Here is a 21,497-nt window from a genome sequence, read left to right on the forward strand (position 1 = left end):
GCATCGGGGCTGGGCGGGGTCAGCGGGTTGCCCGCGGTCGACGGCGGGGGCGCATAGGCCGGCAGACCCGGCAGGCCCGTCGCCGGAGCCTCGGACGGGGCCGTGCCGCCGAACTGGTCCATGATCGAGCTGTTGTTGGCTTGGCGCGCCGCCAGAATCGTCAGCGCGATCGATGTCGCAAAGATGGCCACGCCCAGGATCCAGGTCACCCGGGTCAGCACGTTGGCCGCCTGGCGGCCCGACATGACGCCGCCGCCGGCACCGCCACCGCCGCCCATGCCCAGCCCGCCCCCTTCGGAACGTTGCAGCAGGACGACCCCGGTCAGCACCAAGGCCAAGATCAGATGGACGGTCAGGATGACGTTTTCCACGGCTTTCGGCCTTTCATTTGCGGACGCGCCTATCTAGTCACCTGTCAGGGTGATGGCAAGCAAGAGTGTCCGATGGTTGCGGTGATGATCCAGGGCACCGGCTCGAATGTCGGCAAGTCGATGCTGGTGGCGGGCCTGTGCCGTGCCGTTGTCCGTCGCGGCCTGTCGGTCGCGCCCTTCAAGCCCCAGAACATGTCCAACAACGCCGCCGTCACCGCCGACGGCGGAGAGATCGGTCGCGCCCAGGCCCTGCAGGCCCGCGCCTGCGGGCTGGAGCCGCATACCGACATGAACCCCGTCCTGCTGAAACCCGAAACCGACCGCGGCGCGCAGGTGATCCTGCACGGCCGCGCCATCGCCCGGGCCGAGGCGCGCGATTACCAGGGGCTCAAGCCCCGCCTGCTGGGCGGCGTGCTGGACAGCTTTGCCCGCCTGTCGGCCGCCCATGACCTGATCATCGTCGAGGGTGCGGGCAGCCCGGCCGAGGTCAACCTGCGCCCCCGCGACATCGCCAACATGGGCTTTGCCCGCGCGGCGGGCGTCCCCGTGGTGCTGGCGGGCGACATCGACCGCGGCGGGGTGATCGCCCAGATCGTCGGCACCCAGGCGGTGATCGATGCGGATGATGCGGCGATGATCCGCGGGTTCCTGGTCAACAAGTTCCGCGGCGACCCGCGCCTGTTCGACGACGGATACCGCATGATCGAGGCGCGCACCGGCTGGCGCGGTTTCGGCGTCGTGCCGTGGTTCGCGGATGCGCATCGCCTGCCGGCGGAGGACGCGGTCGATCTGCGCGCCAGCCGCGGGTCGGGGCTGCATGTCGTCTGCCTGACCCTGTCGCGCATCGCCAATTTCGACGATCTGGACCCGCTGGCGGCAGAGCCGGGCGTGCGCCTGACCATGCTGGTGCCGGGACAGGCGATCCCCGGCGACGCCGATCTGGTGATCCTGCCCGGCACGAAATCGACGCTTGGCGATCTGGCCTTCCTGCGGGCGCAGGGCTGGGGCATCGACCTTGCGGCGCATCACCGGCGCGGCGGGCATGTGCTGGGCATCTGCGGCGGCTATCAGATGCTGGGCCGGGTGATCGACGATCCGTCGGGCGCGGACGGGGTGGCGGGGCAGGTGGCGGGTCTGGGCCTGCTGGACGTGACCACGGTCATGGCTTCCGACAAGCGGCTGACCCGCGTGACCGGCACCGCCCTGGGTCAGCCCGTGTCGGGATACGAGATCCACATGGGCCGCACGTCCGGTCCCGACTGCGCGCGCCTTTGCCCATGTCCCCGACCCGGACGGCGCGACCAGCCCCGATGGCCGCGTCACGGGCAGCTATCTGCACGGGCTGTTTTCCGACGATGCGTTCCGGGCGGCGTTCCTGTCGCGGCTTGGCGCGACCTCGCAGGGCGGGTTCGAGGCCGGGGTCGACGCCGCGCTGGACGCGCTGGCCGATCACTTGGAGGCGCATCTGGACGTCGCGGCCATGCTGGCCGTTGCGCGCTGATCGTTAATCGGGCGTGCGTTGTCGGTGTACGCGCTGTGCACATGCGGTGCAGCAGATGTGACCGCGTGGTGCTGGACGAAACCGGGTCTTCGCGCTAACTGAGGGGCATGGAACAGATCAAAGCCCCCCTGACCCTGTATCTGGCCGCCCCGCGCGGTTTCTGCGCAGGCGTCGACCGCGCCATCAAGATCGTGGAGCTCGCGCTGGAGAAATGGGGGGCCCCGTCTTCGTCCGCCACGAGATCGTGCACAACAAGTACGTCGTCGACACCCTGCGCGACAAGGGCGCCGTCTTCGTCGAGGAGCTGGACGAATGTCCGGCCGACCGACCGGTGATCTTTTCCGCCCACGGCGTCCCAAAGGCCGTCCCGGCCGAGGCGCGGCGCCGCGAGATGGTCTATGTCGACGCGACCTGCCCGCTGGTCAGCAAGGTCCATATCGAGGCCGAACGCCATCACGCCGCGGGCCTTCAGATGGTCATGATCGGCCACAAGGGCCACCCCGAGGTCCTTGGCACCATGGGCCAATTGCCCGAGGGCGAGGTGATCCTGGTCGAGGACGTGGCCGACGTGGCCCGCGTCCAGGTCCGCGACCCCGCGCGGCTGGCCTTCATCACTCAGACCACCCTGTCGGTCGACGACACCGCCGCCGTGGTCGCGGCCCTGCACGACCGCTTTCCCGCGATCGTGGGCCCGGCCAAGGAAGACATCTGCTATGCCACCACCAACCGCCAGGCCGCGGTCAAGGCGGTGGCGCCGCATGTCGACGCGCTGCTGGTGATCGGGGCCGAAAACTCCAGCAACTCCAAGCGCCTGGTCGAGGTCGGGCGCGCCGCCGGATGCGGCTATGCCCAGCTGGTGATGCGCGCCGCAGAGATCGACTGGCGCGCGCTGGACGGAATCCGCAGCATCGGCGTGACCGCCGGCGCCAGCGCCCCCGAGGTGCTGATCAACGAGGTCATCGACGCCTTCCACGCCCGCTATGACGTGACCGTCGAAGTGGTCGAGACCGCGGTGGAACGGGTCGAGTTCAAGGTCCCCCGCGTCCTGCGCGAAACCGCGTGATCGGATCGTCCTGACGCAACCGGCACCTTGCCGGATCGACCGCCGTGGCCCTATCCTCCGGCCACAGGTTGGAGGACCCCACATGACCGTCTATCTGATTGCCGAAGTCACCGTCACCGACGACGCCTGGATCGCCCCCTATGCGGCGGCGGTCCATGACATCGCCGCCCGCCACAACGGCCGCTATCTGTCCCGGTCCGGCCATATCGAGACGCTGGAGGGCGAGGCCCGCGACGTCACCCTGATCGCGCTGGTCGAATTCCCCACCCGCGACGACGCGATGGGGTTCGTCAACGATCCCGACTATGGCCCCCATGCCAAGGCCCGCAAGGGCGGGTCCGTCAGCCATTTCCGGCTGATCGACGACAGCGACGCGGCGGGCAGCATCCCCTATCTTCCCGCGCCTGCCTGAGGTCCGCTGGCCTGCCGCGCCGATCGCGGCTATAGCGGCGCGGACATGGCGGAAAGGGACAGCATGCGGCTCTATTCGATGCCCTCATCGGGCAACAGCTACAAGGTAAGGCTGCTGGCGGCGCTGACCGGCCAGTCGCTGGACCGCGTCGATTGCGAATACGGATCGGCCGCCCTGCAGCAGGCCAAGGACCAGGGCGCGCTGCCCTTCGGCAAGCTGCCGGCGCTGCGGCTGGACGACGGGACGACGCTGGCCGAATCGAACGCGATCCTGTGCTATCTGGGCGAGGGCACGGCCTATTGGCCCGCCAACCGGACCCTGCGCGCGCAGATGCTGGGCTGGATGTTCTGGGAACAGTACAACCACGAACCGGTCATCGCGGTGCGTCAGGCGCTGGTCAGCTATCCCCATCGCGCGGCCGATGCGACGCCCGACCGGCTGGCCGATCTGCTGGATCGCGGCCACGCGCTGCTGTCGGTGATGGAGGATCACCTGGCGACCCAAGCCTGGCTGGTGGGCGATGCGGCCAGTCTGGCCGACATCTGCCTCTATGCCTATACCCACAGCGCGGGCACGCGCGGCGGTTTCGACATGGACCGCTTTCCGGCGGTCCGGGCATGGCTGGCGCGCGTGGCGGCCCTGCCGGGGCGCGTGACCATCCATGGCTGAGCTGTTCGCCTGGACCGATGGCGCCTGCAGCGGCAATCCCGGCCCCGGGGGCTGGGGCGTGCTGATGCGCGCGCTGGACGGCGCAAACGTCGTCAAGCAGCGAGAGCTGCAGGGCGGAGAGGCCGCCACCACCAACAACCGGATGGAGCTGATGGCCGCCATCAGCGCGCTGGAGACGCTGACCCGGCCCAGCACCATCGTGATCGTGACCGACAGCAATTACGTCAAGAACGGCGTCACCCAGTGGATCCACGGCTGGAAGCGCAACGGCTGGAAGACCGCCGACCGCAAGCCCGTCAAGAATGTCGAACTGTGGCAGCGGCTCGACGCCGCACAGGCCACGCACACGGTCGAATGGCGCTGGATCAAGGGCCATGCGGGCCACGCCGAAAACGAACGCGCGGACGAACTGGCCCGCGCGGGCATGGCGCCGTTCAAGCCGTGACGGGACAGGTGGTCGCCGGCCTGCCCACGCTGGTCTGGGTGCTGGACTATGCCTCGGTGCTGGTCTTTGCGCTGACCGGCGCGCTGGTGGCCAGCCGGGCGCAGCTGGACCCGGTGGGCTTTGTCTTCATGGCCGCGATGACGGCGGTGGGGGGCGGCACGCTGCGCGACCTGATCCTGGGCCGCGACGTCGTCTTCTGGGTCGCCCGGCCGTCGCTGATCGTGGTTGCGGCGGTGGCGGCGATGGTCGTGTTCTGGACCGCGCACAGGTTCGAAAGCCGTTATCGCCTGCTGCTGTGGCTGGACGCCTTTGCCCTGTCGGTGGCGGTGCCTGCGGGCGTCGCCGTGGCGCTGGCGGGCGGGTTCAGCCCGGTCATCGTGGTCATCATGGGGGTGGTCACCGGCACCTTCGGCGGGCTGATGCGCGACGTGGTCGGCAACGAGGTGCCGCTGGTCCTGAAACAGGGCGAACTGTATCTGACGGCGGCCTTTGGCGGCGCGCTGGCGGCGGTGCTGCTGGTCTGGATGGGCCTGGGCCGGGTCGAAGCGCTGGTCGCCTGCGGCGTGGTCACCTTCGTTCTGCGCGCGGGCAGCATGGTGCGGGGCTGGAAGCTGCCGGTCTATCGCCCCCGCCCGCCGCGCACGCGGGGCTAGGGCAGGACGGGCGGCTAGGGCACGACGGGCGGCTAGCGCAGGACCGGTGGCCCGGCGCGGCCCGCGTCGATGTTCTGCACCCCGGCGCGCAGGCCTTGGCCGATGCGATGCGCCATCTGCGACCAGGCGCGGGCCGACCAGGGCGGCAGGGTGCGACGCAGCGCCTCGTCGAACAGCGCCAGCCAGATCTCGAAATGCTCGGGGCGGACATTGCCCGCGGACAGGTGCGCGCGCATCGGGCTGCCGTTGTAGCCCGCCTTGTGCAGGATCGCGCCCTTCCAGAAGGCGGCGATGCGATCCTCGTGCGCGGACCAGTCGCCGACATGTTCGGCAAAGATCGGGGCCAGCACCTCGTGCCGCCGCACGGCGCCATAAAAGACGGCGACGGTGCGGTCGATTTCGGCCTCGGTGATGTCGAAACGCTGGTCCATGCGCCGCATCTGGGGCAGGGGCGGCGCGGTTGCAAGGGCCCGCGTGCCGCCGTAAGGGAGGCCACCCGGTCGCAGCCCACCCGGACAAAACAGGAGCGAGCCATGAGCCATTACACCGACGCGCTGACCCAGCTGGGCAGCGATACCCCCCTGCCGCAGCACCCCGACCAGGCCGTGCTGGAACGCGTGCCCAATCCCCAGCCCGGCCAGACCTATGCCGTGCGGTTCACCCAGCCAGAATTCACCAGCCTGTGCCCGCTGACCGGCCAGCCCGATTTCGCGCATCTGGTGATCGATTACGTCCCCGGCGACTGGCTGGTCGAATCGAAATCGCTGAAGCTGTTCCTGGGCAGTTTCCGCAACCACGGTGCCTTCCACGAGGATTGTACCGTGGGCATCGGTCGCCGCATCGCCGATCTGCTGGCGCCGCAATGGCTGCGCATCGGCGGATACTGGTATCCGCGCGGCGGCATGCCGATCGATGTGTTCTGGCAGACGGGTGGGCCGCCGCAGGGGCTGTGGCTGCCAGATCAGGGCGTCCCGACCTATCGCGGTCGCGGCTGACCGCGCGCCCTCAGCCGCGCCAGGATCGCAGCGCGATCAGCGCGGTGTCGATCACGTCGCCAAGACGCGCCAGCAGATGTTCGGGTTCCGGCGCTGTGCTGTCGGTATCCGCATCCAGCCGCGCCATCAGCCGCGACAGGCGACGCTGGTGGATGCCGGTCCACAGCTGGACCGGGTCCGCGATCAGCCCCGCGAAGGTGGTGACCAGCGACCCCGCCACGGCCAGCGCCACCCCCGTGGCGATGACGTAAGCCGGAGAGATGTCCACCGGAAAGGCCCAGTACCACGCCCGCCCCAACGTATCGCCCAGGGCGAAGTCCCGCACCGCCGCGCCATGCGCGCGCATCTGCGCCATCGGCCCGGCCAGAGAGATCATGCCCGGCGTCGCGCGGTGAAACAGCGCGATCCCCACGGTCAGCACGATCAGCGAGGTCGTGATCTCGGCCACGGCATTGCGGGTGTCGGCATGGCTGTGGATGGCACGGGCGATGCGGTCGGGGGACGCGTCCGGGCCCAGGTCCTGCTGTTGCAGATCGGCGATCAGCGCTGTCAGGTCGCGCTGGATCACGGTCGAGACGTCAGAGCGCAGGAACACCCGCCGCGTGCGCAGCCAGCCGCCCAGCCTCGGCGCCCCCACCCGCTTCAGCGCCCAGCCCGCGCCCAGCATCATCAGGGCCACCGGGGCCAGCATCACGTTCACCGGCGCGCGCAGCAGGTCCGCGCCGATCGCGTGCCGGTGCAGCGCCAGCGTGCCGCGCGGACCGTAGCGCATGTGGGCAAAGCGGCGCAGCGCGGCGTCGCGGCGGGTCAGGCGGCTGCGCAGGGGGGCGGGGGGCATCGGAACCTCAACGGAGCGGTGGCGGCAGTCTAGCGGGGCGGGGGCCGCGCGCTAGGTTCGGCGCTTGCAGCGCCAAGCGGCGCTTTCTATAGAGGGCGGATGAAATTTCCGGCGTTCGGATCTCGAATTAGCAGCCCGGTGGCGTGAGGTTTCACGCCGCCGGGTCAGTCTTGTCCGAACATCTCTCAAAGGAACGCCCCGATGGCCGACGCCACGCAGCCCGATTACCGCGATACCGTCTTTCTGCCCCAGACAGAGTTTCCGATGCGTGCGGGCCTGCCCGCGCGCGAACCCGAATGGCTGGAGCGGTGGGCGCGCATCGGCGTCTATGACCGCCTGCGGTCGACGGCGGCGGGGCGCAAGCCGTTCGTCCTGCATGACGGCCCGCCTTATGCGAACGGCCATCTGCATATCGGCCACGCGCTGAACAAGACCATCAAGGACATCGTGGTGCGCAGCCATCAGATGATGGGCTTTGACGCGCGCTATGTCCCGGGCTGGGACTGCCACGGCTGCCGATCGAATGGAAGATCGAGGAGAAGTACCGCAAGGAAGGTCGCGACAAGGATGCGGTCGACATGGTCGAGTTCCGCCAGGAATGCCGCCGCTTTGCCGACGAATGGGTTGCCATCCAGCGCGACGAGTTCAAGCGTCTTGGCGTGACCGGGGCCTGGGACCGGCCCTATCTGACGATGGATTTTCACGCCGAAGCCGTCATCGCCGCCGAGTTCATGAAGCTGGTGATGAACGGATCGCTCTATCAGGGGTCCAAGCCCGTGATGTGGTCGCCCGTGGAAAAGACCGCCCTGGCCGAGGCCGAGGTCGAATACCATGACCACACCAGCCACACGATCTGGGTGCGGTTCGGGGCCGTCAGCGGGTCGGGTATTTTTGCAACGGAGAGCGACGCCAAGGTGGTCATCTGGACCACCACGCCTTGGACCATTCCGCAGAACCGTGCGGTCGCGTTCAACCCCGAGATCGGCTATGGCCTGTACCGGGTCGTCGCGGTGGCCGAGGGTGCGACGGCCGTGGCCGGAGAGCGTCTGGTTCTGGCCGATGCCTTGGCACAGGGCGTCATGACGCAGGCCAAGGTCACCGAGTTCGAGCGGGTTGCCGATGTGACTGCCGCCGATCTGGACGGATTGGTCCTGGCCCACCCGCTGCGCGGGGTCGAGGGCGGTGCGGGCGAGTGGGATTACGATGTCCCCATGCTGCCTGGCGATCATGTCACCGACGAGGCGGGCACGGGCTTTGTCCACACCGCGCCCAGCCATGGCGACGACGATTATCAGCTGGGCCTGCGGTTCAAGCTGCCGATGACCTACAACGTCGAGCCGGACGGCAGCTATCGCAAGGACCTTCCGATCTTTGGCGGAGAGGCGATCGTGGCGCCGGACGGCAAGGACGGTCCGGCGAATGTCAGCGTCATCAAGCAGCTGGCCTGGGCCGGCGCGCTGCTGGCCAAGGGCAAGATCAAGCACTCCTATCCGCACAGCTGGCGGTCCAAGGCGCCGCTGATCTATCGCAACACCCCGCAATGGTTCGCAGCCATCGACAAGCCGCTGGACGACGGCATGGGCCAGCACGGCGACACGATCCGGGCGCGGGCGCTGACCTCGATCGACCAGCTGGTCAAGTGGTGGCCCAAGACCGGGCGCAACCGCATCCAGTCGATGGTCGAGAACCGCCCCGATTGGGTGCTGTCCCGCCAGCGGGCCTGGGGCGTGCCGCTGACCTGTTTCGTGCGCCGGGGGGCCAAGCCGACCGACGACGACTTCCTGCTGCGCGACGCGCGCCTGAACGACCGCATCGTCGCGGCCTTCGAGGCGGATGGTGCCGATGTCTGGTACAGCGCGGGCTTCAAGGCGCGGATGCTGGACGGGATCGCGGACCCCGAGGCCTATGACCAGGTCATGGACGTGCTGGACGTGTGGTTCGATTCAGGCTCGACCCACAGTTTCGTGCTGCGCGACCGCGAGGATGGCGCGCCGAACGGCATCGCGGATGTGTACCTTGAGGGCACCGACCAGCACCGCGGTTGGTTCCAGTCGTCGCTGTTGCAGGCCAGCGCGACCAAGGGCCGCGCGCCCTATCGCAATGTGGTCACGCATGGCTTCACGCTGGACGAGAAGGGCATGAAGATGTCCAAGTCGCTTGGCAACACCATCGTGCCCGCCAAGGTGATCGAACAGTACGGCGCCGATATCCTGCGCCTGTGGGTGGCACAGGCCGACTACACCGCCGACCAGCGGATCGGCCCCGAGATCCTGAAGGGCACCGCCGACAGCTATCGCCGCCTGCGCAACACGCTGCGATTCCTGCTGGGGGCGCTGGCCGGGTTCAATGATGCCGAACGTGTCCAGCCCGCGCAGATGCCCGAGCTGGAGCAGTGGATGCTGCACCGTCTGGCGCAGCTGGATCACCAAGTCCGGCAAGGCTATGCGTCCTTCGATTTCCAGGGCGTGTTTCAGACGCTGTTCCAGTTCTGCACGGTCGATCTTTCGGCCTTCTATTTCGACGTGAGGAAGGACGCGCTGTATTGCGATGCGGCAGACAGCGACCGCAGGCGTGCGTCGCGGACGGTGCTGGACCTGCTGTTCCACCGGCTGGTGACCTGGCTGGCGCCGATCCTGCCTTTCACGATGGAAGATGTCTGGCTGTCGCGCTTTCCGTCCGACGACGACAGTGTGCACCTGCACGATTTCGCGGCCACCCCGGCCGATTGGCTGAACGAGCCGCTGGCGGCCAAGTGGGACCATGTCCGCCGCGCCCGCCGCGTCGTCACGGCGGCTCTGGAGGTCAAGCGGACCGATAAGACCATCGGTGCCAGCCTGGAGGCCGCGCCCGTCGTCCATGTCGAGGATGCCCAGATGCTGGCCGCGCTGAAATCGGTGGCTTTCGCCGATATCTGCATCACCTCGGACCTGTCGCTGACTGCAGACCCTGCACCGACCGAGGCGTTCCGCATGACCGAGGCCCCCGGTATCGGCGTGGTGTTCGAGACCGCGGACGGCGACAAATGTCAGCGCTGCTGGAAGATCCTGCCCGACGTGGGCACGCATGCCCATCCCGGTGTCTGCGCGCGCTGCGACGCGGTCCTGGGATGACCGATGACGACCTGCGCGGGGCCATCCTTGCGCAGGTCGCCCGGCTGCGGCCGGGCACCACCTGCTGTCCCAGCCAGATCGCCCGCGACCTGGCCACGGACTGGCGCCCGCTGATGGACCCGCTGCGGCGCCTTGCGCTGCAGATGGCGGTGGAGGGGGACATCGCGGTCCTGCAGAAGGGGCGGCCGGCGGGGCCCGACCCGCGCGGCCCGATCCGGCTGGCGCAGCGAGGCTAGACCAGCCACCACCCCCGCGCCTTCAACTGGTTGCGAATCATCTTTTCCGGGGCAGGGGTCGGCCTGTCGGCAAAGATCGGGCGCACCTTCTGGCGGCCCTTGTCCTGATAGATCAGCTTGCGCGCCGGTTCCCATTCCCGCAGCACGCGCTTGACCTCCTTGGCGGCCACGGCACTTTCCAGCGCCACGATCGCAGCCTCGGGGTCGCGGGCATAGAGGAGCGGCAGCCTGCGGTAATGGCAGGTCACGTCGCCGTCCAGCCCGTCCAGCGCCGGTCCGGGCCGCCCGCCGCCCAGGCTGTGGATGACCAGCGGCAGCACCGCCTGATCCAGCCACGGGTCCATCATCTGGCAGGCCAGTTCGTCATGCGGGCCGTCGCGCAGGGCCAGCGCCCAAGCCAGGAACCGCTGTCCGAATTCCGCAGGGTCGGACCCGAAGAACCAGCCCGCGTTGAAATACAGGTACCGTTCCCAATGTTCGTCCGGCTGCGAAAGGTCCAGCGTGGGGGCGAAGGACAGCCCGAACCGATCATAGAGCGACTGCCAGATGGCGTGATAGCCCGGCCCATACAGGGGCGGCTTGGGCCAAGTCCCCTCGCGTCGCATCGAGCGGAAGGCCGGGTATAGTCGAAGCGCACGCGATCCAGCGGCCCGGTGATCAGCGTGTCGGTGTCAAGGAACAGGAACGGCTTGCCTGCAGGCAGGACCGACAGGGCCTCGATCTTGTTCCCCTGCGGATAGGCCGCGCCGAAATGGCGGGCGGTGACCGGCACGATCGTCGCGCCAAAATCGGTCAGCAGCTGGCGGCACGGGTCCGAGATCGCCGTGTCATGCCCGCTCCAGGCACCGTCGGGGGTGGGTTCGGCGATGAACACCGTGCCGGTGAAATCCGGGGCATGGGCACGCAGGCTGGCCATGAGGATCACGGCCTCGAACTCCAGTCGTCCGGCTTGGGCGACGATCAGCAGGTTGGGCTGCGTGTGTTTCTTGGCGGGCACCCGGCATCCTTTGCGGAACGTGATCGGGTTCAGCCTAGCGGTTGTGCAGGGACAGCAAAAGCCCCGCTGCAGGTTTAGCACCTGCCACCACTTGATCGTCCGGAATGTCGGGAAAGTGGTGGGCGACCCTGGAATCGAACCAGGCGTGGGTCTCCCCGGCGGAGTTACAGTCCGCTGCCGCACCTTGCAGCACGTCGCCCGCCGATCGCTTTCGGCGTGCGGGGTGATTAGCTGCCCCGCCGGGGGGCGTCAAGCGGATTTCCGGGGCTTGCGCGATGCGCGTCACGCGCGCAGAGAAGGGTCCACAAGGAAAGGAGGCCGCGCATGTCCGACAAAAACGGAAACGCCAAGAAGCCCACATGGGTCATCGACAAGGAACGCGCCCGCCGCGCCGCCGCCGCCGAGACGGTCTGGCTGTTCGGCCTGCACGCGGTCCGCGACGCGCTGGCCAACCCGGTCCGCGAAAAACTGCGCCTGGTGGTGACCCAGAACGCGGTCACCCGCCTTGGCGACCTGCACGGGATGGAGCCCGAGATCACCGATCCGCGCGTCTTCGACAAGGCGGTGGGGCTGGCCGCCGAAAGCGTGCACCAGGGTGCCGCGCTGGAGGTCAAGCCGCTGAAATGGGGCAGCCTGTCCGAAGTGGCCCTGCGCGAGGCGCTTGGAGAGACGCGGCCGCTGCTGGTGGCGCTGGACCGGGTGACCGACCCGCACAACGTCGGCGCGATCTTGCGGTCGGCCGAGGTGTTCGCGCCCGCGCGGTCATCGCCCCGTCGCGCCATTCCGCGCCCGAGACGGGGGCCCTGGCCAAGACCGCGTCGGGCGCGCTGGAACGCCAGCCCTATCTGCGCGTGCCGAACCTAGCCGAGGCGCTGACGCAGCTGAAGAACATGGGCTTCATCCTGGTGGGCCTGGACGGCACCGGCACCGAATCGCTGCCCGACCTGATGTCGGACCTGTCGGGAAGGGCGGTCTGTCTGGTGCTGGGCGCCGAAGGTCCGGGCATGCGCGAGCTGACGATGAAGACCTGCGACCATGTCGCGCGGATTCCCTTTGCCGCCGATTTCGGATCGTTGAACGTCTCGAACGCCGCGGCCGTGGCGCTGTATGCCGCAGGGCGTGCCTGAATATCACATCCCTGCGACGATTATGTCACGCGCGTTGAGATTTGGTCCGGCTGCTGTCAAGTAGACCGGACCGCAACCGCCGAGTCGCCATGAAAGCCTGTTTCCTGTCCCTGCTGATCAGCCTTGCTGCCGCCCTTCCGGCGGCGGCGCAGGACTGGGCCGTGGGCGGGTTCGATCCGGTAGGCTATGCACAGGCAGGCCGGCCCACCCCCGGACGCAGCGACATCGCCACGATGTGGCGGGGCCAGCTGTGGCATTTCGCGTCCGAGGAGAACCGCGCCCGGTTCGAGGCCGACCCCCGGTCCTTTGCGCCGGCGCTGGACGGGATGTGCCCGGTCTCGATCGTCGACGGGCGGCCGCAGATGGGCGACCCGCGCCATTTCGCGGTGGTGTCGGGGCGGCTGTACCTGCTGGAATCGGGTGCCGCCGAACGCCGGCTGTCCAGCGATCCGGCAGGGATCACCGACGAGGCGCGGCAGATCTGGCGCCGGCGCTGACATCGTTCGAATCACAAATGCGCGATCGGGCTGGAACTTTTTTGCCTGATGCCCATTTACATCCCATGGCATGACCCCGGAACGGTCATGTCCAGATCACTGTCCCTCGTTCCGCGACTTGCGCCCGGCCATCGTATGGACCGGGCGCTTTTTCTATGAGAGGCTTCAACCTGCGGCTGCGGCCCGAGGGAGAGATGATCATGGACATCCATACGGACGAGGATCACGACATCGCGCGCATCGCCCGCGATACCAAGGTCGTGGCGATGGTGGGACTGTCCCCCAACGAGGCGCGGCCCAGCTGGGGCGTCGCCCGCTATCTTCAGTCCCAGGGCATCCGCGTCATCCCGGTCAATCCCGGCCATGACGGCCAGACCATCCTGGGCGAACGGGTCTATGCCACGCTGGCCGACATTCCCGCCGCCGAAGGGGTGCAGCTGGTCGACATCTTCCGCCGCTCGGACGCGGTGGGGCAGGTGGTCGACGATGCCTTGGCGCATCTGCCCGACCTGCGGGTGATCTGGACGCAGCTTGGCGTGCGCGACGATGCGGCTGCCGAACGCGCGCGGGCCCGCGGCATCACCGTCGTGCAGGACCGTTGCCCCAAGATCGAGTTTCCGCGCTATCTGTAGCGGCCGGATATCTGCTTGACGGGCGGGCGGGCTGGCACTAATCAGACCCGACCTCAGGGGTATAGCTCAGTTGGTAGAGCATCGGTCTCCAAAACCGAGGGTCGTGGGTTCGAGTCCCCCTGCCCCTGCCAGGTCCTTCCGCCAGACCTGCGACCTGACCGCGATCAGGGTTGAAAAGCCGGGCGCGCCCGGCTAGACCCGCGAACGCATTTGCTCAAGGAGCCGCCCGTGGCCAATCCCGTCCAGTTCATCAACCAGGTCCGCGCCGAAGCTGCCAAGATTTCCTGGCCGACGCGCCGCGAGGTGATCACCACGACCATCATGGTCCTGATCTTCGCATCCATCACCAGCCTGTTCTTTTTCCTGGTCGACCTGACGATCCGCACCGGTCTGACCCAGGGGCTGCGCCTGATCAGCGGCTGATCGGGGCTTGCAATTGCGGGCGGGGGGCGGTATTTCCCCCCGACTGTCCGGGACACGGCGTGCATCGAATGCGCATGCGCGCCGATTTACATTTTTCCGGACACCATGGAATTCAAAGGGTTGGCGCGGTGTCCGCGTGATTCCCGAAAAGATGAGCAGGGGTCGATCGAGACATGGCAAAACGTTGGTATTCGGTCAGCGTCCTGTCGAACTTCGAAAAGAAGGTCGCCGAGGCGATTCGCCAGTCCGTCACCGAGAAGGGCCTGGATGACCAGATCGACGAGGTTCTGGTCCCGACCGAGGAAGTGATCGAGATCCGTCGCGGCAAGAAGGTGACGTCCGAGCGCCGCTTCATGCCCGGCTATGTGCTGGTGCACATGGAGATGTCGGACCGGACCTATCACCTGGTCAACTCTATCAACCGCGTCACCGGCTTTCTGGGCGCGCAGGGCAAGCCGATGCCGATGCGCGACGACGAAGTGAACATGATGCTGCACCGCTCGGACGACGGCGCACCCGCCGCGCCGCGCAACCTGATCCGCTTCGATGTGGGCGAGAAGGTCAGCGTGACCGACGGCCCGTTCGAAGGGTTCTCGGGGATGGTCGAGGAGATCGACGAGATTTCCTCGCGCATCAAGGTGACGGTGTCGATCTTTGGCCGGCCCACGCCGGTCGAACTGGAATTCACGCAGGTTTCGAAATCTTCGTGATGGGCTGCGGGAGGCCGTGAGGCCGCACCGCTAAATCGGCCCCCCTGCGGGGCTTGATGACAAAGGAGAAGGCCACATGGCCAAGAAAGTTGTTGGCAGCCTGAAGCTGCAGATCAAGGCGGGCCAAGCGAACCCGTCGCCCCCCGTCGGCCCGGCTCTGGGTCAGCGCGGCATCAATATCATGGCGTTCTGCAAAGAGTTCAACGCCAAGACCCAGGAGATGGAGCCCGGTTCGCCCGTGCCCGTCGTCATCACCTATTATGCCGACAAGTCGTTCACCTTCGCGACCAAGACGGCGCCGGCATCCTTCCTGCTGAAGAAGGCCGCTGGCCTGAAGCCGGTCGGCAAGCGCAACCGCGCCAAGGGTTCGGACAAGCCGGGTCGTTCGACCGCAGGCACCGTCACGGTCAAGCAGATCCGCGAGATCGCCGAGGCCAAGATGGCCGATCTGTCCGCGAACGACGTGGATGCCGCGATGAAGATCATCGTGGGTTCGGCCCGTTCGATCGGTATCGAGGTGAGGGGCTGATCATGGCACATTCCAAGAAAAAGACCGCCGCGCGCGCAGCCTTCGAAGGCAAGACCAACCTGACCGTCGAGGACGCCGTCAAGCTGGTCAAGGCACAGGCATCGGCCAAGTTCGACGAGACCGTCGAGATCGCGCTGAACCTGGGCGTCGACCCGCGTCACGCCGACCAGATGGTCCGTGGTGTAGTGACCCTGCCCGCAGGCACCGGGAAGGACGTCCGCGTCGCCGTGTTCGCCCGTGGCCCCAAGGCTGACGAAGCCAAGGCCGCCGGTGCGGACATCGTCGGCGCCGAGGACCTGATGGAGACCATCCAGTCCGGCAAGATCGAGTTCGACCGTTGCATCGCGACGCCGGACATGATGCCGCTGGTCGGTCGTCTGGGCAAGATCCTGGGCCCGCGCAACCTGATGCCGAACCCCAAGGTCGGCACCGTGACGATGGACGTGAAATCGGCCGTCGAAGCAGCCAAGGGTGGCGAAGTCCAGTTCAAGGCCGAGAAGGCCGGCGTGGTCCATGCGGGCATCGGCAAGGTCTCGTTCGACGAGGACAAGCTGGCCCAGAACCTGCGCGCCTTCGTGGACGCGGTCAGCCGCGCCAAGCCGACGGGTGCCAAGGGCACCTACATGAAAAAGGTCTCGATCAGCTCGACCATGGGTCCGGGCGTGTCGATCGACGTGGTTTCCGCAACCGCGAACTGACCACAGGAATTTCCCCGCCGGACAAGGGCGGGGAATGGCGGGGCCGCACGCGGCCCTGTCCTGTCCGAGACGGAGGGTGCGGGGGAGACCTTGCTTAATTGCCTTCCTGAGATGGGGAAGCGTTTTTCCGAGGCCCAGTCCTTCGGGTGATCTTGCCCTAACGGACCCGACCCGGTCCCGTTCGAGACCGGGAAAAGTGAGAGCCGGGGGGAACCCCAACTTGGAGTGAAACCGTGGATAGAGCACAGAAAGAACAGCTGGTCGACGAGCTCGGCCAGATCTTCGAAAGCTCTGGCGTCGTGGTGGTTGCCCACTACGAGGGGATGACGGTTGCACATATGCAGGACCTCCGCGCGCGCATGCGCGAAGCGGGTGGTTCGGTTCGCGTTGCCAAGAACAAGCTCGCCAAGATCGCCCTGGAAGGAAAGCCTTGCGCAAGCATCGCCGACTATCTGACGGGCATGACCGTGATCACCTATTCGGAGGATCCGACCGCTGCTGCGCGGATCGCCGACAAGTACTCCAAGGATAACGATCGTTTCGTGATCCTGGGCGGTGCGATGGGTGGTTCGGCCCTGGATCCGGCCGGTGTGAAAGCCGTCGCCTCGATGCCGTCGCGTGATGAGCTGATTGCTCAGATCGTGTCGTGCCTCGGTGCGCCTGCCAGCAACATCGCCGGTGCCATTGGCGCGCCTGCTTCGAACATCGCGAGCATCCTTACGACCCTCGAGGAACGTGAGGCTGCGTAAGCAACCTATTCCCGACTGGTGGTTGAAGACCCGACGTTGGAACATTAACTGGAAAGAACGGAAAAATGGCTGATCTGAAGAAACTCGCCGAAGAAATCGTGGGCCTGACCCTGCTGGAAGCCCAGGAACTGAAAACCATCCTGAAGGATGAGTACGGCATCGAGCCGGCCGCCGGTGGCGCCGTCATGATGGCTGGCCCCGCTGCTTCGGCAGAAGCCGCCGAAGAGAAGACCGAATTCGACGTCGTCCTGGTCGAAGCCGGCGCCAACAAGATCAACGTGATCAAGGAAGTTCGCGGCATCACCGGTCTGGGCCTGAAAGAAGCCAAGGACCTGGTCGAAGCTGGCGGCAAGGTCAAAGAAGGCGCTTCCAAGGCTGACGCCGAAGAAGTGAAGAAGAAGCTGGAAGCAGCCGGCGCCAAAGTCGAGCTGAAGTAATCGATCCTTTGATCGGTTGAAGACAGGCAGGGTCCGGGGTTTCCCGGTCCCTGCCGAACCTGTCTTGAAGGGCGGTCCGGCTGACGGACATTCCTTCAGGGCATGTTCGAGGTTCGGGAGCCGCGCGGTGGGACGCGTGGCACGAATGGAACCTCACCCCTGCATTCGTAGGTGCGTTCCGGGGGCCCCGACCCGGACGCGCGCGAAGACGAAAGGTGACAAGACCCCATGGCGCAAGCTTATGTCGGCCAAAAGCGGATCCGCCGCTACTATGGCAACATCCGTGAAGTTCTGGAGATGCCGAACCTGATCGAGGTTCAGAAATCCTCCTATGACCTGTTCCTGAACTCGGGCGAGGGCAGCGGTCATAACGATGGTGACGGCATCCAGGGCGTGTTCCAGTCGGTGTTCCCGATCAAGGACTTCAACGAGACGGCGACGCTGGAATTCGTGAAGTACGAGCTGGAGAAGCCGAAATACGACGTGGACGAGTGCCAGCAGCGCGACATGACCTATGCCGCGCCGCTGAAGGTCACCCTGCGTCTGATCGTGTTCGATGTCGACGAGAACACTGGGGCGAAATCCGTCAAGGACATCAAGGAACAGGACGTCTTCATGGGCGACATGCCCCTGATGACGACGAACGGCACGTTCATCGTGAACGGCACCGAGCGCGTGGTCGTGTCCCAGATGCACCGTTCGCCCGGCGTGTTCTTCGACCATGACCGCGGCAAGACGCACAGCTCGGGCAAGCTGCTGTTCGCCTGCCGCATCATTCCCTATCGCGGATCGTGGCTGGACTTCGAATTCGACGCCAAGGACCTTGTGTTCGCGCGCATCGACCGCCGCCGCAAATTGCCGGTGACGACGCTGCTCTATGCCCTGGGCATGGATCAGGAAGCGATCATGGACGCGTTCTATCAGACCGTTTCCTATACCCTGCGCCGCGAGGGGCGCGAGCAGGGCTGGGTCACCCGGTTCTTCCCCGAGCGGATGCGCGGCACGCGCCCGGTCTTTGACCTGGTCAACGCCGATACGGGCGAGGTCATCGCCAAGGCCGGCGAGAAAGTCACGCCCCGCCTGGTCAAGAAGCTGCTGGAAGCCGAGGAGCAGCTGAACCTGTTCGTCCCGTTCGAGCGCATCGTCGGCCGCTTTGTCGCCAAGGACATCGTCAACGACCAGACCGGCTTCATCTATGCCGAGGCCGGCGACGAGATCACCGCGGAATACGACAAGCAGGGCGAGATGACCGGCGGCCTGCTCAAGGTGCTGCTGGACAACGACATCACGGACGTGCCGGTGCTGGACATCGACCACGTCAACGTCGGTCCCTACATCCGCAACACGATGGCTGCCGACAAGAACATGGGCCGCGAAGGCGCGCTGATGGACATCTATCGCGTCATGCGTCCGGGCGAGCCGCCCACCGTCGAGGCCGCGTCCAACCTGTTCAATTCGCTGTTCTTCGACAGCGAGCGTTACGACCTGTCCGCCGTCGGCCGGGTCAAGATGAACATGCGCCTTGATCTGGATGCCCCCGACACGCAGCGCACGCTGCGCCACGAGGACATCGTTCACTGCATCAGCGGCTTGGTCGAACTGCGTGACGGCAAGGGTGAGATCGACGACATCGACCACCTGGGCAACCGCCGGGTGCGTTCGGTCGGCGAACTGATGGAAAATCAGTACCGCGTCGGCCTGCTGCGCATGGAGCGGGCCATCCGCGAGCGCATGTCCGGGGTCGAGATCGACACCGTCATGCCGCAGGACCTGATCAACGCGAAACCCGCAGCGGCGGCGGTGCGTGAATTCTTCGGCTCCAGCCAGCTGTCGCAGTTCATGGACCAGACCAACCCGCTGTCCGAAGTGACGCACAAGCGTCGCCTGTCGGCCCTTGGGCCGGGCGGTCTGACGCGCGAGCGTGCAGGCTTCGAGGTTCGCGACGTCCACCCGACCCATTATGGCCGGATGTGCCCGATTGAGACGCCGGAAGGTCAGAACATCGGTCTGATCAACAGCCTTGCCACCTTCGCGCGGGTCAACAAGTACGGCTTCATCGAGACGCCCTACCGCAAGGTTGTCGATGGTCACGTGACCGACGACGTCGTCTACATGTCCGCGACCGAGGAGATGCGTCACACCGTGGCGCAGGCCAACGCGACGCTGGACGAGAACGGCAACTTCACCGACGAGCTGATCTCGACCCGCCAGTCGGGCGACTTCATGCTGAACCCGGTCGATGCCGTCGATCTGATCGACGTGTCGCCCAAGCAGCTGGTGTCCGTTGCCGCGGCGCTGATCCCGTTCCTTGAGAACGACGACGCCAACCGCGCGCTGATGGGCTCGAACATGCAGCGTCAGGCCGTGCCTCTGCTGCGTGCCGAGGCGCCATTCGTCGGCACTGGCATGGAAGCCACCGTGGCGCGCGATTCTGGCGCCGCGATCATGGCGCGCCGCAGCGGCATCATCGACCAGGTCGATGCGCAGCGGATCGTGGTCCGGGCGACCGAGGACATGGGCGCGGGCGACGCGGGCGTGGACATCTATCGTCTGCGCAAGTTCAAGCGTTCGAACCAGTCCTCGACCATCAACCAGCGTCCGCTGGTGAAGGTCGGCGAGAAGGTCGTGGCCAACCAGGTCATCGCGGACGGTCCCTCGACCGACCAGGGCGAACTGGCGATCGGCCGGAACGTGGTTGTCGCGTTCATGCCGTGGAACGGCTACAACTACGAGGACTCGATCCTGATCTCCGAGCGGATTCACCGCGACGACGTGTTCACCTCGATCCATATCGACGAATACGAGGTTGCGGCCCGCGACACCAAGCTGGGGCCGGAGGAGATCACCCGCGACATCCCGAACGTGGGCGAAGAGGCCCTGCGCAACCTGGATGAAGCCGGCATCGTCTATATCGGTGCCGAATGCGGTCCGGGCGACATCCTGGTGGGCAAGATCACCCCCAAGGGCGAAAGCCCCATGACGCCGGAAGAAAAGCTGCTGCGCGCCATCTTTGGTGAAAAGGCGTCCGACGTCCGCGACACCTCGCTGCGTCTGCCGCCCGGTGCCTATGGCACGATCGTCGAGGTCCGGGTGTTCAACCGCCACGGCGTCGACAAGGACGAGCGCGCCCTGCAGATCGAGCGCGAGGAAGTCGAGCGTCTGGCGCGCGACCGCGACGACGAACAGGGCATTCTGGACCGCAACATCTATGCGCGCCTGAAGACCCTGATCATGGGTAAGACCGCCCTGAAGGGCCCGAAGGGCATCAAGTCGGGGACCGAGATCACCGAAGAGCTGCTGGGCACCATGTCCCGCGGCCAGTGGTGGCAGTTGGCCATCGGCGAAGAAGACATCGCCAAGGATGTCGAGGCGCTGAACGGTCAGTACGACACCCAGAAGAAGCTGCTGGAAGCCCGCTTCGAGGACAAGGTCGAGAAGGTCCGTCAGGGCGACGACCTGCCGCCGGGCGTGATGAAGATGGTCAAGGTGTTCGTCGCCGTGAAGCGCAAGCTTCAGGCGGGGGACAAGATGGCCGGTCGTCACGGCAACAAAGGCGTCGTGTCCAAGGTCGTCCCGATGGAGGACATGCCGTTCCTGGCGGACGGCACCCCCGTCGACCTGGTTCTGAACCCCCTGGGCGTGCCGTCGCGCATGAACGTGGGTCAGATCCTGGAGACCCACATGGGTTGGGCCAGCCGTGCCCTGGGCCTCAAGATCGACGAGGCGCTGGAGGATTACCGCCGCAATGGCGACATGACTCCAGTCCGCGAGGCCATGCGCATCGGTTACGGCGACGATCTGTATGCCGACACGTTCGAGGGCATGGAGGACGAACAGCTGCGCGAGCACGCCGACACGGTGCGCACGGGTGTTCCGATCGCCACGCCGGTCTTCGACGGTGCCAAGGAAGCCGATGTCAATGACGCGCTGACCCGTGCCGGGTTCGACACGTCGGGCCAGTCGGTGGTGTTCGATGGCCGTTCGGGCGAACAGTTCGCCCGCAAGGTCACGGTCGGGATGAAGTACGTCCTGAAGCTGCACCACCTTGTCGATGACAAGATGCACGCACGTTCGACGGGTCCGTACTCGTTGGTCACGCAGCAGCCGTTGGGCGGTAAGGCCCAGTTCGGTGGCCAGCGTCTTGGCGAGATGGAGGTCTGGGCACTGGAAGCTTACGGCGCCGCCTATACGTTGCAGGAAATGCTGACCGTCAAGTCGGACGACGTCGCCGGTCGCACCAAGGTCTACGAGTCCATCGTCAAGGGCGAGGACAACTTCGAGGCTGGTGTGCCGGAATCGTTCAACGTGCTGGTCAAGGAGGTCCGGGGTCTGGGCCTCAACATGGAACTCCTGGATGTGGACGAGGACGAGTGAGGGCTTTGGCCCTCACCACCCCTTCCTCCAT

At 66.4% G+C, this 21,497-nt stretch carries 20 protein-coding genes, 2 tRNA genes and 4 pseudogenes; 21 read left to right on the forward strand and 5 right to left on the reverse strand.

Going from position 1 to position 21,497, the window contains the following annotated elements; translation table 11 throughout:
• Window positions 1-371 (reverse strand): preprotein translocase subunit SecG (secG, locus tag TY51_RS09975; protein ID WP_042249076.1); only part of this gene is annotated, 371 nt, incomplete at its 3' end.
• A 72-nt stretch (window positions 372-443) separates the two neighbouring features.
• On the opposite strand from secG, the pseudogene TY51_RS09980 reads away from it, so the two are divergent.
• From TY51_RS09980 to TY51_RS10005, 6 genes and pseudogenes are all read left to right on the forward strand, one after another.
• A pseudogene (locus tag TY51_RS09980) lies at window positions 444-1,872 on the forward strand (cobyric acid synthase).
• Between the two features lie 107 nt (window positions 1,873-1,979).
• Window positions 1,980-2,935: pseudogene (gene ispH, locus TY51_RS09985) on the forward strand (4-hydroxy-3-methylbut-2-enyl diphosphate reductase).
• 82 nt (window positions 2,936-3,017) lie between these two features.
• Entirely contained in the window at window positions 3,018-3,347 is a 330-nt protein-coding gene (locus TY51_RS09990; protein ID WP_042249078.1) for a DUF1330 domain-containing protein, read from the forward strand.
• Between the two features lie 63 nt (window positions 3,348-3,410).
• Complete coding sequence (locus TY51_RS09995) at window positions 3,411-4,016, forward strand: glutathione S-transferase family protein (RefSeq protein WP_042249080.1); 606 nt, start codon at window positions 3,411-3,413, stop codon at window positions 4,014-4,016.
• Window positions 4,009-4,461, forward strand: coding sequence for a ribonuclease HI (gene rnhA, locus TY51_RS10000; protein ID WP_042249083.1), 453 nt, complete (start codon window positions 4,009-4,011; stop codon window positions 4,459-4,461). The genes TY51_RS09995 and rnhA overlap by 8 nt, the downstream gene beginning before the upstream one ends.
• Window positions 4,458-5,114, forward strand: a complete 657-nt coding sequence (locus TY51_RS10005) for a trimeric intracellular cation channel family protein (protein ID WP_231558995.1) — start codon at window positions 4,458-4,460, stop codon at window positions 5,112-5,114. Before rnhA ends, TY51_RS10005 begins: the two co-directional genes overlap by 4 nt.
• 32 nt (window positions 5,115-5,146) lie before the next feature.
• Here the strand turns inward: TY51_RS10005 and TY51_RS10010 are convergent, their stop codons facing one another.
• Window positions 5,147-5,545 (reverse strand): group III truncated hemoglobin, encoded by a 399-nt coding sequence (locus TY51_RS10010; protein ID WP_052650005.1) that lies wholly within the window; start codon window positions 5,543-5,545, stop codon window positions 5,147-5,149.
• A gap of 102 nt (window positions 5,546-5,647) precedes the next feature.
• On the opposite strand from TY51_RS10010, the gene queF reads away from it, so the two are divergent.
• Window positions 5,648-6,109, forward strand: coding sequence for a preQ(1) synthase (queF, locus tag TY51_RS10015; protein WP_042249090.1), 462 nt, complete (start codon window positions 5,648-5,650; stop codon window positions 6,107-6,109).
• A gap of 10 nt (window positions 6,110-6,119) precedes the next feature.
• On the opposite strand, the gene TY51_RS10020 is transcribed toward queF, so the two are convergent.
• Window positions 6,120-6,947, reverse strand: a complete 828-nt coding sequence (locus TY51_RS10020; RefSeq protein ID WP_042249093.1) for a DUF6635 family protein — start codon at window positions 6,945-6,947, stop codon at window positions 6,120-6,122.
• A 264-nt stretch (window positions 6,948-7,211) separates the two neighbouring features.
• On the opposite strand from TY51_RS10020, the pseudogene TY51_RS24520 reads away from it, so the two are divergent.
• The 3 genes and pseudogenes from TY51_RS24520 to TY51_RS10030 form a co-directional block, all read left to right on the forward strand.
• Window positions 7,212-7,454: pseudogene (locus TY51_RS24520) on the forward strand (class I tRNA ligase family protein); the annotation flags it as partial.
• Window positions 7,455-7,477: 23 nt separating this feature from the next.
• Entirely contained in the window at window positions 7,478-10,057 is a 2,580-nt protein-coding gene (ileS, locus tag TY51_RS10025) for an isoleucine--tRNA ligase (protein ID WP_373960611.1), read from the forward strand.
• Complete coding sequence (locus TY51_RS10030; RefSeq protein ID WP_042249095.1) at window positions 10,054-10,293, forward strand: DUF3253 domain-containing protein; 240 nt, start codon at window positions 10,054-10,056, stop codon at window positions 10,291-10,293. The genes ileS and TY51_RS10030 overlap by 4 nt, the downstream gene beginning before the upstream one ends.
• Here the strand turns inward: TY51_RS10030 and TY51_RS24295 are convergent.
• Entirely contained in the window at window positions 10,290-10,898 is a 609-nt protein-coding gene (locus tag TY51_RS24295) for a hypothetical protein (protein ID WP_307536045.1), read from the reverse strand. The genes TY51_RS10030 and TY51_RS24295 overlap by 4 nt on opposite strands.
• A 508-nt stretch (window positions 10,899-11,406) precedes the next feature.
• Window positions 11,407-11,490, reverse strand: a tRNA-Tyr gene (locus TY51_RS10040).
• A 124-nt stretch (window positions 11,491-11,614) separates the two neighbouring features.
• Here TY51_RS10040 and rlmB point away from each other — a divergent pair.
• The 11 genes and pseudogenes from rlmB (at window position 11,615) to rpoB (ending at window position 21,466) form a co-directional block, all read left to right on the forward strand.
• Window positions 11,615-12,417: pseudogene (rlmB, locus tag TY51_RS10045) on the forward strand (23S rRNA (guanosine(2251)-2'-O)-methyltransferase RlmB).
• A gap of 89 nt (window positions 12,418-12,506) precedes the next feature.
• Window positions 12,507-12,914, forward strand: coding sequence for a YHS domain-containing (seleno)protein (locus TY51_RS10050; RefSeq protein ID WP_042249099.1), 408 nt, complete (start codon window positions 12,507-12,509; stop codon window positions 12,912-12,914).
• 200 nt (window positions 12,915-13,114) lie between these two features.
• Window positions 13,115-13,546, forward strand: coding sequence for a CoA-binding protein (locus TY51_RS10055; RefSeq protein ID WP_042249127.1), 432 nt, complete (start codon window positions 13,115-13,117; stop codon window positions 13,544-13,546).
• Window positions 13,547-13,601: 55 nt separating this feature from the next.
• Window positions 13,602-13,677: transfer RNA gene (locus TY51_RS10060), tRNA-Trp, on the forward strand.
• 97 nt (window positions 13,678-13,774) lie between these two features.
• The gene (gene secE / locus TY51_RS10065; protein WP_042249102.1) at window positions 13,775-13,969 is read left to right on the forward strand and encodes a preprotein translocase subunit SecE; all 195 of its coding nucleotides are present in this window, start codon (window positions 13,775-13,777) and stop codon (window positions 13,967-13,969) included.
• Window positions 13,970-14,142: 173 nt separating this feature from the next.
• A complete protein-coding gene (gene nusG, locus TY51_RS10070) occupies window positions 14,143-14,679 on the forward strand; it encodes a transcription termination/antitermination protein NusG (RefSeq protein ID WP_042249105.1) in 537 nt (178 codons plus the stop codon).
• A gap of 76 nt (window positions 14,680-14,755) precedes the next feature.
• Window positions 14,756-15,208, forward strand: a complete 453-nt coding sequence (rplK, locus tag TY51_RS10075; RefSeq protein WP_042249108.1) for a 50S ribosomal protein L11 — start codon at window positions 14,756-14,758, stop codon at window positions 15,206-15,208.
• Between the two features lie 2 nt (window positions 15,209-15,210).
• Complete coding sequence (rplA, locus tag TY51_RS10080) at window positions 15,211-15,906, forward strand: 50S ribosomal protein L1 (RefSeq protein ID WP_042249110.1); 696 nt, start codon at window positions 15,211-15,213, stop codon at window positions 15,904-15,906.
• A 233-nt stretch (window positions 15,907-16,139) separates the two neighbouring features.
• A complete protein-coding gene (gene rplJ / locus TY51_RS10085; RefSeq protein WP_042249112.1) occupies window positions 16,140-16,655 on the forward strand; it encodes a 50S ribosomal protein L10 in 516 nt (171 codons plus the stop codon).
• Between the two features lie 65 nt (window positions 16,656-16,720).
• The gene (gene rplL / locus TY51_RS10090; protein ID WP_042249114.1) at window positions 16,721-17,092 is read left to right on the forward strand and encodes a 50S ribosomal protein L7/L12; all 372 of its coding nucleotides are present in this window, start codon (window positions 16,721-16,723) and stop codon (window positions 17,090-17,092) included.
• A 228-nt stretch (window positions 17,093-17,320) separates the two neighbouring features.
• A complete protein-coding gene (rpoB, locus tag TY51_RS10095; RefSeq protein ID WP_042249117.1) occupies window positions 17,321-21,466 on the forward strand; it encodes a DNA-directed RNA polymerase subunit beta in 4,146 nt (1,381 codons plus the stop codon).
• Window positions 21,467-21,497 lie beyond the last annotated feature (31 nt).

It is taken from the genome of Paracoccus sp. PAMC 22219 (assembly GCF_000787695.1).
GTDB lineage: Bacteria > Pseudomonadota > Alphaproteobacteria > Rhodobacterales > Rhodobacteraceae > Paracoccus.